This window comes from Moritella sp. 24 (genome assembly GCF_018219155.1).
Lineage (GTDB): Bacteria > Pseudomonadota > Gammaproteobacteria > Enterobacterales > Moritellaceae > Moritella.
Map to the genome: position 1 here is coordinate 2759999 of NZ_CP056123.1, position 13474 is coordinate 2773472.

General features: G+C 40.3%; 10 protein-coding genes. 2 read left to right on the forward strand and 8 right to left on the reverse strand.

All coding sequences use genetic code 11. The annotated features are described in order from the left end of the window. Positions 1-8: 8 nt before the first annotated feature. The 6 genes from HWV00_RS12275 to HWV00_RS12300 form a co-directional block, all read right to left on the reverse strand. Positions 9-1274: a peptide synthetase gene (locus HWV00_RS12275; protein WP_211681622.1), complete on the reverse strand. Its 1266-nt coding sequence runs from the start codon at positions 1272-1274 to the stop codon at positions 9-11. Positions 1275-1299: 25 nt separating this feature from the next. Further along, positions 1300-4542, reverse strand: a complete 3243-nt coding sequence (locus HWV00_RS12280) for an efflux RND transporter permease subunit (RefSeq protein ID WP_211681624.1) — start codon at positions 4540-4542, stop codon at positions 1300-1302. Continuing rightward, a complete protein-coding gene (locus tag HWV00_RS12285; RefSeq protein WP_211681626.1) occupies positions 4539-6989 on the reverse strand; it encodes an efflux RND transporter periplasmic adaptor subunit in 2451 nt (816 codons plus the stop codon). Before HWV00_RS12285 ends, HWV00_RS12280 begins: the two co-directional genes overlap by 4 nt. A gap of 198 nt (positions 6990-7187) precedes the next feature. Then, positions 7188-8288, reverse strand: coding sequence for a hypothetical protein (locus HWV00_RS12290; protein ID WP_211681628.1), 1101 nt, complete (start codon positions 8286-8288; stop codon positions 7188-7190). Between the two features lie 82 nt (positions 8289-8370). Continuing rightward, positions 8371-10026, reverse strand: coding sequence for a GH3 auxin-responsive promoter family protein (locus tag HWV00_RS12295; protein ID WP_255554522.1), 1656 nt, complete (start codon positions 10024-10026; stop codon positions 8371-8373). A gap of 5 nt (positions 10027-10031) precedes the next feature. Then, entirely contained in the window at positions 10032-10823 is a 792-nt protein-coding gene (locus tag HWV00_RS12300; RefSeq protein WP_211681630.1) for a hypothetical protein, read from the reverse strand. Positions 10824-11457: 634 nt separating this feature from the next. Here HWV00_RS12300 and HWV00_RS21650 point away from each other — a divergent pair. Further along, positions 11458-11652 carry a putative quinol monooxygenase gene (locus tag HWV00_RS21650; RefSeq protein WP_370630454.1) on the forward strand — a complete coding sequence of 65 codons (195 nt, stop codon included), beginning with the start codon at positions 11458-11460 and terminating at the stop codon, positions 11650-11652. Between the two features lie 189 nt (positions 11653-11841). On the opposite strand, the gene HWV00_RS12310 is transcribed toward HWV00_RS21650, so the two are convergent. Both HWV00_RS12310 and HWV00_RS12315 read right to left on the reverse strand, forming a co-directional pair. Beyond that, the gene (locus HWV00_RS12310) at positions 11842-12144 is read right to left on the reverse strand and encodes a DUF2007 domain-containing protein (RefSeq protein WP_211681631.1); all 303 of its coding nucleotides are present in this window, start codon (positions 12142-12144) and stop codon (positions 11842-11844) included. Positions 12145-12157: 13 nt separating this feature from the next. After that, positions 12158-12376 (reverse strand): DUF3565 domain-containing protein, encoded by a 219-nt coding sequence (locus HWV00_RS12315; RefSeq protein ID WP_211681634.1) that lies wholly within the window; start codon positions 12374-12376, stop codon positions 12158-12160. A 302-nt stretch (positions 12377-12678) separates the two neighbouring features. Between HWV00_RS12315 and HWV00_RS12320 the strand changes: the two genes are divergently transcribed. Beyond that, positions 12679-13419: a sulfite exporter TauE/SafE family protein gene (locus HWV00_RS12320; RefSeq protein ID WP_211681636.1), complete on the forward strand. Its 741-nt coding sequence runs from the start codon at positions 12679-12681 to the stop codon at positions 13417-13419. The last annotated feature ends 55 nt before the right edge of the window (positions 13420-13474 follow it).

Sequence of the window (13474 nt, forward strand, 5' to 3'; positions counted from 1 at the left end):
AAATCCTATTAACTCGCCTGCTTGACTGGATATTTATTGTGATTAGTTTCTTGTTCATGCCCGTAACAAATACCATGACATATTTGTGATAACGCGTGTTCAAAACGACCATTACTACTGAGTTGATGAGGAATACGCAAAATAACCTCTACCGCATCTTTATTACCAGCTAGCACAAGGAACAAAGCGGTCGTATTAAAATAAGGAGGAATAAAAAAGACACTAGAACAGTTAAACCCTGCGGCACTATATTCATCAACATGAAGAAAACCTAAATTAGAAATAATAGCCGAAGTACGGTACTGCCCCGTTTCCTGACGCTTTGATGCGAGCTTATCATTGGACTTTTTCAACCATGACAAAGGTACCCAGTTTAATGCATTTAATGTTGGTATTCCGGCAAACTGAGGCATTCTTGCGTGTTCATTGTCAGCGATCTTTGATTTAATTTGCTGTCCCCAATCGGCAATAGTGGTGTCAGGTGAGGTCTGCATTAACAATCCCCCCGTTAAGTTACCTGTTGAGATAATATCGGCATCATGCATACGTAAGTCGACTGGAAGTTGAATACGAACGTCGGAATCAGAGTAGAGGTTGGCTAATTTAGCAATACTGATACCAGCGTTAGCAAGCACCTGCTTGTAGCTACCCGGTAAGGTTCGTCGCTGCCAAGATGATCCAAAGTCATGCCCAACTGGCACCCCCGTTGGTGCAGCTACCGTATCTTTAATTTTCTCACCAGGCACCGACGTGACTGATTTAGCTAAATCAACATCACGTACAAAACTATTATCCCCTTGTAGTGGCTGCTTACGTAGCGCACGTAATACTTCATCAGCGAATGTCTTGGTTCCTCGCCCATCCATTACCGCATGATGAGTTCTAAAAATAATATGATGCTTACCATGTGTTTCACCAAGCACCAGTAAGACTTCGCAACCCGTACTTGTTTTGACATCTAAAGGACGATTTAAAAATAACGCGCCTTCATCACTCATACCATCCCAGTTTAAACCGCGAATGACCTTCAATTCCGTTGTTTCACCAGCATCAGTCCAATGACTAAAACCAAGTTTTCCAGATAACTTAAGTCGTGATCCCTGTAGCGCAGTTGATGCTTTAACGACCGCCTGTTGCCACGCTGATATATCAATATCACCACGTCCTTCAAGCACCATTTGGTTAACCACGCAGGTTGCCGTTTCTTCTGCATTAAAATCATCACAACTGATATAAAATCGCTCTGTTGGTGAAAGTTTACGTTTAAACGTCATTGTTCCTCCTTGAACTATAAGACGGTTATGCTGCACTATCGACAGCGTTATTATCAGAAATATCGTCCTGCTTACTCTTTAACACTGAGGACTTAGGGGCTAATTTTCTAGAAATGAAAGCCGTTAACCATAGCCCCACATCTTGAATGAGCAGGTATACCGCAGGGACCAATAGCAAACTAACCAGCGTCGCAAACAATACCCCAAACGCCAGTGATATCGCCATTGGTATCAAAAATTGCGCTTGTAAGCTCGTTTCACTCATGATCGGAACTAATCCTATGAATGTGGTTAATGACGTCAAAATAATGGGCCGAAAACGACGTATTCCAGCACTTGTAATAGCGGTTTCTAATGGTTCACCTTGCCCTCGCTTTTCATTAATATAATCAATGAGTACTAAGTTATCGTTCACCACAATTCCACTCACGGCAACCATGCCAATAAAAGACCATAACGTGACGTCAACACCGAGTAATAAATGCCCTAATAACGACCCAACCAAACCAAACGGGATAGCAAACATCACCAATAAAGGTTGGGTGTAAGAGCTAAACAAAATAGCCATCACTAAATACATGGCGATCAAAGCCAACAAGTAGCTACTTGTTAAGATATCAACAAATTCAACAATGCTTTTTTGCTTACCCGCTTTCGACCATTTAACCGCGGTTGTGTCTGTTAATTGTTGTAAAAAAACCGCTTCAAGATCTGCAATCACAGCTTTCGTACTATTCTTCCCCGGGTCAACAAACGCTGAAACTGAAATAACTCTATTACGTTCATAACGTTTAATATTATGATCTGCTGACTTATAGCTCACATCAGCAATAGTAAATAGCGGTACACCTTCCCCGCTTGGTAATTGAATGTGCATATTTTCTAAATGCCACAATGAACTTGTCGCTTCTTTTGGATAGCGGACCTGTACTTTAACTTCATCTTCACCGCGCGGCATGCTTTGAACTTCTACACCTAAGTAAGCCTGCTGAACTTGCTGTCCTAACGCACTCAATGTTAAGCCCATATCTCTCGCGACTGGTTTTAAAGCAAGCTGGACTTGCCTTGAACTACGCTGTTGCGAATCTTGAATATCGTACACCCCTTCAAATTGGGCTAATACTTGTTTTAGTTTTTCAGATTGCGTCGCTAAATCACCCAGATCACGGCTCGATAATTCAATGTTGATATCAGCACTCGGAGGCGTAAGGTCTGACACAAAGCTTAATTCAATACTGTCTTCAATTTCACCAACCCGTTCACGCCAGCGATTAATAATGTCATGTCCTGACATCATGCGTTCGTTCGATACGGACAGTTCCAAATATACTCGGCCAATATGATCATCTGCCGCCGCTTGTGATTCTCGTGAATACTTACTCATGGGAGCTACAACAGCGTATACATGTGCAATGGCAGACTCTCCCTTTTCATCCGTCAGTTCTTGCTTTAATAGCAAAGCTTCCTGCTCTATTTTAAACAAGGCTTGTTTGGTTTTATCTGGATTACTGCCTTCGGCAAACGTCACATTCGCATACGCGATATCACCTTCAATCGCAGAAAATAGTACCGTACGTAGCCAGCCACTCGACAGCAAGGTTAAAGAAACAAAAAACAGCCCGAGAAAGCCAAGAATATAGCTCCAACGCCATCGAAGTACATGATCTAAAAAAGGCTTATATTGATGTATAACGAACAATTCTAGTGCCGCTGAAAATTTGGTTTGGATACGCTCTAACATCGCGCCAATGTATTTAATTGTCGCAATGAATCGGCTGCGATTAACAGTGCGAGAATGTTCACTGTCTTTGACTTCGTGACTTAAATGCGCAGGTAAGATAAACAGTGATTCAAATAATGAAAATAACAGCGTAGTGATAACAACGACTGGAATAACCTGCATTAATTTACCTTCCGGTCCCGGTAAAAACAGTAACGGTGTAAAGGCGATAACACTGGTTATAATGGCAAATGTGATGGGTTTAGCGACTTTGTACGCGCCCTCGATTGCGCCATTAACTCCTTTATTACCAGAGGCTTGTTCGGTAAAAATACTTTCACCAACAACAATTGCATCATCAACAACAATGCCAAGCACCAATAAAAAAGCGAATAAAGAAATGATGTTGATAGAACCATCAAATACAGGTAATAACCAAAATGCGCCCATAAACGAAATAGGGATACCTAAGCTCACCCAGAAAGACAAACGCCAATTTAAAAACAGCAACAAGATCACAAACAGTAAACATAGGCCACTAAACACATTATCCACCAGTAAGTCGATACGGCTCATAAACAGTTTTGAGTCATCTTGCCATACATATAAACTAACCCCCTCGGGCAAATAGGTTGCAGGACTCGCCACGTATTTATTAATCGCCTTTGCAACATCTATAATATTTTGTTCGCCAACGCGATATACATCCAAAGATACAGCACGTTGACCATCAAGTTGTGCCATCGTACCTTCATCACGAAATCCATCGGTAATCGTCGCGATATCACTTAATAAGATCCGCCCACCATCTTCATTCGCTTGCAGAATAATACTGGAAAAATCATCCGCACTCTCAATCTGCCCTAAGGTTTGAATGAGGATATCACCTTGCTCTGTTGCCAAGTTACCACCGGGTAAATCAAGCGCAGTCGCTTTCAGTGTATTAACAACATCTTCAAATTTTAAATTATACTGCGCCAAACTGTCTTCTGATAACGCAATGCTAATTTCGTAGGGACGTGTATTCTGTAATTCAATCACAGAGATGACGGGGTCTTCTAACAAATCTAAACGAATATTTTCAGCCAGACGCTTTAATGCCCACTCATCACCCGCACCAGAAATAATAAGTTTGGCAACGCGATAACGCTCTATGAGTTCACTCACAACTGGTTTTTCAACTTCATTAGGGAACGAGTTAATACTTTCAATTCTGGACTTAACTTCATCTAACACTGCTTTGGTACTGTAACCATCGGCAATATCAATGGTGGTATAACATGACCCGGAACTGGCAAAGGATGTTAAGTCGAGAGTGCCTTCAATATCATAAACAACCGCTTCAATACGAGTACAAACAACCGCCTCGACTTCTCGTGGCGCAGCGCCTGGATACAAGGTAGATATCGCAATACGCTCTAATGACACACCCGGTATTAATTCTTTACGAGTATCAGGTAATGCGAGCAACCCCAGCGCAATAATAACCATCATAATCAGGTTCGCTGCAACTCGATTATGGGCAAACCAAGTGATGAGTGCTTTCATGACTGACCCTCACTCTGTGCCATCGTCATTTTTTTATCCGCAACGACATCCTTATTATCCACACGACTAGACATTAAACGGATCACATTCAACTTCATGCCATCAACAGCAACATCAAGAGGGGTAAGTATTAGCTTATCTCCTTCTTCTAAACCGGCATTAATATAAACCTGCTCTTTTCCCTGATGTAACACATCGACAGTGACAATATTCAAACGTTGCTGTTCGTCTAACAGCCATACATGGTTATCATTGCGTAAAGCTAAACGAGGAATAATAACGATTTGCTCAAATTCACGTCCTGCAATTTCGGCGGTGACAAAGCGGCCCGGTTGTAAATATAATGGCTGTTCAGGATCATTCAACACCTCAGCAACAACATACTGTAATCGATTCTCTGCTAGCCCCCCTTCCGTTCCGGTAATCAAACCTTGCCATTGATAGTGCTTGTTATTGACCGTCACAGACAAGGTGACTTCAGGTTTTGTGACTGGCAGTTCCAAACCTGAATTCGTAGAAAACGCATTAACTTGAAGCGGTAAATCCATTAATGTCAGGTATTTATCCGCCACAGGCAAACGCACATGCATTTGGTCTAATGAGAATATCTCACCAATAATTTCACCCGAGTTTACAAGCTGTCCACGCCCAACAGATACGGATTTAACACGACCAGAGAAAGGGGCTTTAATAACGGTTCGTTCTAATTTTAAGTTAGCTAATCGTAAATCTGCTTGAGCCGATTTAACGCGACTTTTAGCATCGTTAAGCTGTGGAATATGACGAGCAAACTCGGTTGCATTACGTGATACACCACGACGGGCGACATGGGCTTTGGCTTTACTTTCAGCTAAATGTAATAACGCACCATCAACGGCCTGCTGCTTCTTAATGACTTCGAGCCGATAGGCTTCATCATCCATCGAAATCAGTACATCACCAGCATTGAAATAACCACCAGCAGTGAAGTTTTCGGCAACAGAATTCACTCTTGCCGTCACCTCTGAATTCAAATTAATCTGCGTTTTAGCTGCCACGATACCGCGACTAAAAATAGGAATCACCGCATTATCAAAGGCTACATTCATATAACGTACCGACGGAAAACGGTTTATCTCTGGTTTAATTTGACTCTGTGGTCTAATTACAGATAGCAACGTCATACAAATAAACGTGAAAGCAATAATGGAAAGCGGAATTGATACTTTTTTATAACGAACGAACAGTGCGCGCCCTTGCTGATAATAAGGTGTAAGCTTCATTTTAACTTGCTGGATATGACTCTGGATCTTAGTCGTCATCGTCAATTTTAGTTTATTTGGCTTACTTGGATTTTTTAACGCCACAACAGCTGTTGTATCTGGTAATACAGGTTTAGGATTCGCTATAGGCTGTTTTTCAGTCAGTAAATCACCTTGCAATAAGTGCTGCTTCCAACTCTGCATTGTCGCTTGAGTGACACCTATATCTTGTGCAATATAAGGGTGTAGTTTTAGCCCTAAAGATAGCTGTTCATGCCAGAGTAAGATACCTGTCGACACTGGGTAATTCTTAGTACCGATACCGCAGCACACCCACAGTTCATCTTGATTGATTGGCGGATTATTATCATCTTTCAATGGCCAGCTACCCAAGAAACTAAATGAACCAGCATAGAATTGACGTTCACTGACGTATTGATAAATCTGACGAACACCGCCCTCACCAATAAGTTTACCAATATGGGCTTGCCACCAAAGCTGCCAATGACTTTTGGCTTTAATTTGTTGCTTCACTTGCAACTGAATATCACGTGCCGCGATAGTGTTATTAAGCTGTACGTTGATACCTGAAGAACAATTACCCGTTTCAGGCATATTCGGCAATGCACCACGTAAGTTAACGGGATATAGCCAATAATATTCTTGCTGAGATGCGAGTAATTGGTCTGCAACCGCTCTGTTTAATGCCCAAAATAAGTAAATATTCAGAGCTACCTTGTGCTTCCTCGCTAATTTCTTAATCTCAAGTGTTTCACTCTGGCTAAAGTAAGCATTCACGATGGGCGCATCATTACTATATTGAGTCGTATCACTCTGGGATTGACTCGATGAACCTTGGAGAGCGCTTACTCGATTTGTCGCAGCATAATCAGGATACGTGGTTTTCCAGCGTATTTGCTTTGGTACTGTCGATTTCTGACCAGCAAATAACATTTTAATTTGCTGCCAATGTGAGGGGGCGCTTTTGTCTGCTGTTTTAGGCAGGTTTTCACACGGATAATCATGCTCACGTAGGATAGTCGTCAACCCACCTAGCCCATCCATTTGGCTGTGTGCAAATTCAAACCAGTTAATATCATCCGTGGTTTTTTTGAGTAACCCAACATTCATTCGGTCACCGATTCCAAACTCTTTACGCGCTTGAAACCACATCGCTATATAATCTTTTTTATGGCTACTACTCATCGGTTAGCTTCCTTGTTAACCAAACTGAATGCCTCGAACAAATCGAAACTGTTACTGTTACTGATTCTATTTTAATCTGCGCCTATCTTACGATTACCTTACGGTGATCTTACTATTACCTTACTATTACCTTACTATTACCTTACTATTACCTTAAATATGGGATTTACTCGACGTATGTTCCTACAGCGGTAATAACTAGAGCCTTGCAGGTTCTAAATACAACGGGTACGTAGTATCAAATTGACTGCGAGGATCATCATGATAACTCGCAATAAAATGTTTGCTCTTAAGCACCTTAGATCGGTATTGCTCAAGGATGCGTTGACGCGCATCAAGCGCTGGTAATCCGCAAACGAGCGCTTGATAATTCTGCGCTAAACAATCGTTATAAATATGCTGTAATAATCGAGAAAACAATTTTTCATTATCGTTAATCACGAGTAAGGTATGCAGTGATACATAACTTAATTTATCGCCCGCTTTCGGCAGCATCAAACCACCGAATACCTTAGAATACATATTATTAAATAAGCGTGCGACAGACATTAATTTACTGTAAGCCACAAAACGAGTTTGCTTAAAACTACTTTGATCCCAAATACCCGCCATAGCGACAAGTTTATTATCCTCGAACATCAAGTAATAATGATTAATTGTGAGTCCACGGTAATATTCATCACCATTTAATAATTTGATAAAATCATAATGCGGATAAAATTGTTTCGTCTTCGCTTGTTGTTCAAAAAATGCTTGCATCAACTCAATGTCATTATGTGTCGCATGCCGAATATTGTATTTATGTCGTGGACTTGGGCGTGGAGTGGTGAGATACAGCATGTGCGTCGTCATCTCACCAAAATCATAATACGTGGGAGTGATGCTTCGTCCGCTACCAATTGAATTTAATGACGCATCGTTATCACTCAGGATCACCGTCTGCATCCAATCAGCGCCCATCACTTTGCGATAACATTTCAGTAAATTAAATAAAGTACGACCACTTTTAAAATCGGGATGAATGCGTAAATCATTACCATAACGCACATCTTGACGCTTACCATTAACATAAACATCACGATGGCCAATACTGAATATAGCGGCAACACGTTCGCTGTCACGCTCGACAGCGACCCACACATCAGGTGTATTGGTCACAATTTTTGTCGCCATAAAAAAATCAGGAGTACGTTCAAAATTAATCGTTATTGCGCCAGACTGTGGCGTTGCTGCGATTAACGCAATCAACTCATCTGAATCACTTGCTTGTGCTGGCCTTGTATAGAATCGGCTTGCCATCTTTCTACCTCTACTTCATGAAGCGACATACGTAACGATACGCAACGAGTTGTATGCCGCTTGCCCAATAATGACGCCTTAACTATGCGGCTATCGCATCCAAAAATACGTTCGGTGTTTCAATATCCCAAAGTACTAATGGTTCAATTTTGATATTGCCGACAACCATACCGCGCGCTTCACAGCGTGAATAATAAAGGTCGCGAGCACTTTGACTACAACATACTTTTAATGCATCCAGCTGACCGAGATCCCTTGCTAATTGATAATGAAAGCAAGCGCTCAATTCAGCTTCTGCATTCACTGCAATTTGCTTCATTTCGAATTCAGTAATATCGGCATTTGCTTCACAGAGTAAAAGATAAAATGGCTTTTCATTTGAGCTACTCGTCGGTACAGCAAACAAGGTAATTGCGGCTAAGCATGGGTTATTATCTACGGTTTTCATGACTTCAAGTGCAATTTCGGGACTCATCTTCTCGCCAACCAGATCAATTCCATCTAAACGTCCTAAAAACTCAAAACACGGGCAATCTTGTAAAAAGCCACTCACACGTAATTTATCTTTCATTGCATACCGTAACAAACCACTACCTGTGGTTAGCACCGGACGAACGAGTTGATCTTTTTCAAGCTTCCAAGCAGGCAATACTTCTTCTGTTTCAAGATCAATAAACTCATAAAAATGACTACATATCGCTAATGGATATTGGTTTTGAAATGGAATGGTAACGACACCTTCTGTCGCCCATAACCCCTTACCCTGAAATTCCCCTTGCGGTAATAATCGCTGTAATTTATGAGCCCAAGTTGTTGACGAAGATGTATCCCAAGCACTGACTAATGCCAGTTTTGGCCAGATCTGCTGTAATAACTCTGCAGACACAGCACCTTTCCAGTGCAATAATAATTCAGCGACACGGTGGGATTTGGGACATTTCAATCCCGGTAATGCTGCATCTCGAGGTCCCCACTTGCCCGTTGCAAGTACAGAAACCAGTTCCAATTTATGCTTAATAATATTATCAAACAACGTCAGCGCAAATGTCGGGCTCCAGACTGACAGAAATGTTAATGATTTATCTGCAAGTAAATAACATAAGGTGGCAAATTGTGAATCATCTGAGGTATCAGCTAAAGAGACGCCTTCTGGTACTGAGCTTGTCAGCCCCATAAAGACACGCTTCCACCAGGGTAATAATTTCAAATCATCATTCACAGCACCTGAAATAGTACGTCGTAACTCAGTCGGCACCCAAGATAATGACCAATAATGCGAACCACTCAACATACCTGGATTGTTTTGATACATATCCATCATCCAAGGAGAAATAGCCGCATCCAGTTCATTCAAAAAAGATTGGGTATACGGGATCCATTTGATTTTAGAGGTTGAGCCACTCGTTGGTTGAAAGCGTTCATTTGCTTCCATACTTAACTCTTGGGGACTGCCAGATCTCGCCTTATCAATTTGAGCAGCCCAATCATCGTATTCAGTAATCGGCACTTTACGAATAAACTCTTCGTAAAATAGCTCGCTCGATAAATTATACCTTTTACCTGATACACTAGGAGCGATCACTTTTAACAATGAACTTAACTTTTCGCGTTGCACAGCTTGTGGCTGCGCGAGTGCTTTACAAAACTGCTTATAGCCTCGAGTACTCAAACTCTGTGCCGCTTTATGAGTAAGTTTGTTGCCTGCTTTACGAGTAATACGATTTAATAACGCCATCATTGCTCCTACTTCACTAAACGTCGAGTTAAACTAATGAGGCCTAAATCCCAATTGAGGTTGTTCTTTTGTAATTTTTTACGTATTGCTTTTTGTGCAAATGACGTAAACATCGATACGTTAATTTCACCAATACAAGGCAGTTCTTTACCTTCTCGCCAGCGAGGATTTCGCTCATCGAAAAAACCAATCTTAGGTACGCTTTGCTTCATTTCAGCGGTGATTTCCGCAACATCACCACGGAGTTTTTGATAATCACCACCAAAATCGAGAATTTGTTGTTTTGCGTCGTAATAACTTGGATAGAGATGCTGACAATACTGTTCAACGATAGGTGACAATTCATCAAACTTGCCTTGATGATGTGGGTAATGCTTAGGAAAGTTATTGGCTAATAATAAATACGTTTTATAGCCTTTAGAAATAAGTAACCAGAATAATGGCACTAGGGGTTCTCTTAATTTTTCTTTCAATAGGACTTTAACAAAACACATCATGCCTTTATTGGTTCCCCAATATTTACGCTCAATGATCGTATCGCCACTGAAAATACCTTTTACCTCTTTTCCTTTCAATGTGAAACGTAACGTTTTAAGCGTACTAAAACCAATAATACGTTTTGACTTAGTTTCTCGAATCAGTATTAAGCCATCTTTATCAGACAAGTCATCAATAAACGTAGAAAAATCAGCATTGTGGTAATACTGAATAAAGAGGGTATGCATTTCTTTTACTTCTTGTATAGAAAGGCGATCTAACTTGATGTAATTAGCAGATATTTTCTGTTTTTTAGTATCCATTTGAGATCCAATCCTTGGCAAATGTAAGAGAGTAAAATGTACCCTCATTTAATCTCAAGCCATCCTTAGCTTGACTGTCTTTCAGACTATCCCGTCAATAGGATTAAATCTGAAAGTAGAATTAATGTATCACTAAATTATGATCGCTAGAAGCAACTAACCTTATCGACATTTCATTATGAAAAGTCTTATAAACAGGTGATAAAGGTCAAAATAAATCACCCCGGCGATATAAGACGCCAAATGACAATCAATCGTAAGATTTATACACTGACACATTGAAATTAAAGCGTGTCGAACCGACAATTATATCTATAGAAAAGTGACCGTTCTCACAAGAAAACAATGGTCGATATAGAATAAAGATTCTAACCACTAAGCCTTTAGCATTAAGCACCACTACGACTCCTAGGCAAAGGCTTAATCGATGTTTAAGCCGCTATCATAGCGAGTATGTATAAGGCCAATAAATAGTTCATTAACATAACGATTTATTCTGCACGTGATTGTTTTCTTAATATCGCTTATCACTATGATTTATAATATGGGGTTGCTACAATTGAGCTATCGCTTACAGCACGCTTAATCAGTCCTATTTTTGTATATAGGTATTTAATTTATAAAGGAATATATCATGTCATCGAAGGTTTATTGTATTGCTCAGTTTTTACCAAAAGAAGGTCAAGAAGCAGCGTTATTCAAAATCCTACAAAATTTAGAACCTAACTCAACACGTGAAGATGGTTGTATCCAATATACAGTAACCCGTCAACTTGCTTCACCTTATGCTGAAGGTAAAAGTTTCCCAATTGCATTTAATGAAATATAGTCATCTAATGAAGCATTCGAGCAGCATTGTGAACGTGCCGAAATCAAGCACTTTTTTGAAACACAATGTGTGGCAGAAGCGGGATTAGTTGAAGACTTTAATGTGTGTATTTACACTGACGAGCCCGCTGATTTCACTCAATTATAAGATTGCAGTTATAAAGGCGTACAAAGAGAATGTATGCATAGCTTAGTGTTCAAACTGGCAATTCCAGCAAAGTTCAAACGACGCATCATTCTCTTCTTCACATTGCTGACACAGCCAGTCTGGTTCATCCGCTTTACTTTTTATATCCGTCATAATACGTTGCGCAACTTCAAACTCTTCATCATTGACCAACCAAAGTTCGACCCACGCATCCACAGCCGAGACTTCGCCAATCGCGCCAGATGAAAATTCATTTTTCAGTATCGTCTCAATACCATTCGCTTCAATAATATTTTTAACGTTGTTAACAAGAAAACCATTTTCATGTGTATAAATTAATTTCATCTTATTTACTCCATCATTTATTCAACGAAAGTTTATCTCTGGGTGCACCTTCATCACATTTCTTACAATCAAGCTCATACCCTAGCATTGATTGTCGTCCGTCGATTGTGATCACCCACGGTCGACAAAACCAAGGTGGATTGTGTCGGACATGCTGAAAATGATCACAAATCAATTCAGCTACCCAATCATCTTCTTCATCTTTATGATAACCAACAATAGGTTGTTTCATTTTTAAGTCCAATTCTGACATGACCAATAATCATGTGAAATAATGCTTACATTCATCACATTACCAAATAAATACAAAAAAACATATAACCCAAAATATGTTAAGAGTCATCTTATCCGACATTTCTTTACGCGGAATTATCACGTTAAACACGCAGAATGTTTGAGTAATAACGCTATTCTCAGTACAATAACCGCCTTATCTCGAAAATGTTAAGTAATTACACATAACAGCGCATTCATGCCAACTTTCATGAGTAAATACCACGTAATCGTATTAGTGCCATAAGTTAGGAATATAGAATGCTTGTTGAAACTTTAGTGCCTTTTATGGCTATTATTGCCGTTGCAACCTACGTACAAAGTATTGCTGGTTTTGCCTTGGGCATGATCGTCATGGGAACCGTCACCAGTTTTAATCTCGTGCCTATCGCGTTTACTTCCGTCGTCATTAGCACCGTGACATTAATGAATAGTATATTCATCATTAAAGGTTGTTTCTCACAACTAAACAGACGTATCGTCATACTCACGGTCGCAGGCATGCTGCCTGGTATGTTTATCGGCTTATATCTACTCGAATACCTAAGCGGCTCCTTTAATGAGATCTTACAAACCATACTCGGTATCGCTATTATCGGTGCGGGTATTAGTATGATCTTAAAGTCTCCACATAAAGAGCGCAAAGAATCCAAAAAATTCACTTTTTTATGTGCCGGTACTGCATCGGGTATTCTCAATGGTATGTTTAGTATGGGCGGACCACCTCTCGTTTATATCTTCTATCGCCAACCTTTTACGCTAAACCTTATTCGCTTATATCTATTAAGTATCTTTTTTGTCAGCTCAATTAGCCGCCTGACAATGGTTGGACTACGGGGAGAGCTAACCGCGGATATGCTTATTTTTTCAGCCGCTTGTATTCCCGTGGTACTCGGTGTGAGTTGGATTGCAAAACACTACCCACCGCCAATTAGTTTAGATACCATGCGCAAGTTCGCATTTTGTTTATTAATGGTTATCGGTTCAAGTTTACTTTATTAAATATTCACTATAATTACGTAGTTTTACCAGTTGTTTCTTCATAATGCAGACGCAT

What these genes read in the sequence shown, in the direction of transcription:
- HWV00_RS12295 (WP_255554522.1), bottom strand. Translation starts at nt 10,026, where the DNA reads ATGATGGCGTTATTAAATCGTATTACTCGTAAAGCAGGCAACAAACTT.
- HWV00_RS21650 (WP_370630454.1), top strand. Translation starts at nt 11,458, where the DNA reads ATGTCATCGAAGGTTTATTGTATTGCTCAGTTTTTACCAAAAGAAGGT.
- HWV00_RS12310 (WP_211681631.1), bottom strand. Translation starts at nt 12,144, where the DNA reads ATGAAATTAATTTATACACATGAAAATGGTTTTCTTGTTAACAACGTT.
- HWV00_RS12320 (WP_211681636.1), top strand. Translation starts at nt 12,679, where the DNA reads ATGCTTGTTGAAACTTTAGTGCCTTTTATGGCTATTATTGCCGTTGCA.
- HWV00_RS12315 (WP_211681634.1), bottom strand. Translation starts at nt 12,376, where the DNA reads ATGAAACAACCTATTGTTGGTTATCATAAAGATGAAGAAGATGATTGG.
- HWV00_RS12280 (WP_211681624.1), bottom strand. Translation starts at nt 4,542, where the DNA reads ATGAAAGCACTCATCACTTGGTTTGCCCATAATCGAGTTGCAGCGAAC.
- HWV00_RS12300 (WP_211681630.1), bottom strand. Translation starts at nt 10,823, where the DNA reads ATGGATACTAAAAAACAGAAAATATCTGCTAATTACATCAAGTTAGAT.
- HWV00_RS12285 (WP_211681626.1), bottom strand. Translation starts at nt 6,989, where the DNA reads ATGAGTAGTAGCCATAAAAAAGATTATATAGCGATGTGGTTTCAAGCG.
- HWV00_RS12275 (WP_211681622.1), bottom strand. Translation starts at nt 1,274, where the DNA reads ATGACGTTTAAACGTAAACTTTCACCAACAGAGCGATTTTATATCAGT.
- HWV00_RS12290 (WP_211681628.1), bottom strand. Translation starts at nt 8,288, where the DNA reads ATGGCAAGCCGATTCTATACAAGGCCAGCACAAGCAAGTGATTCAGAT.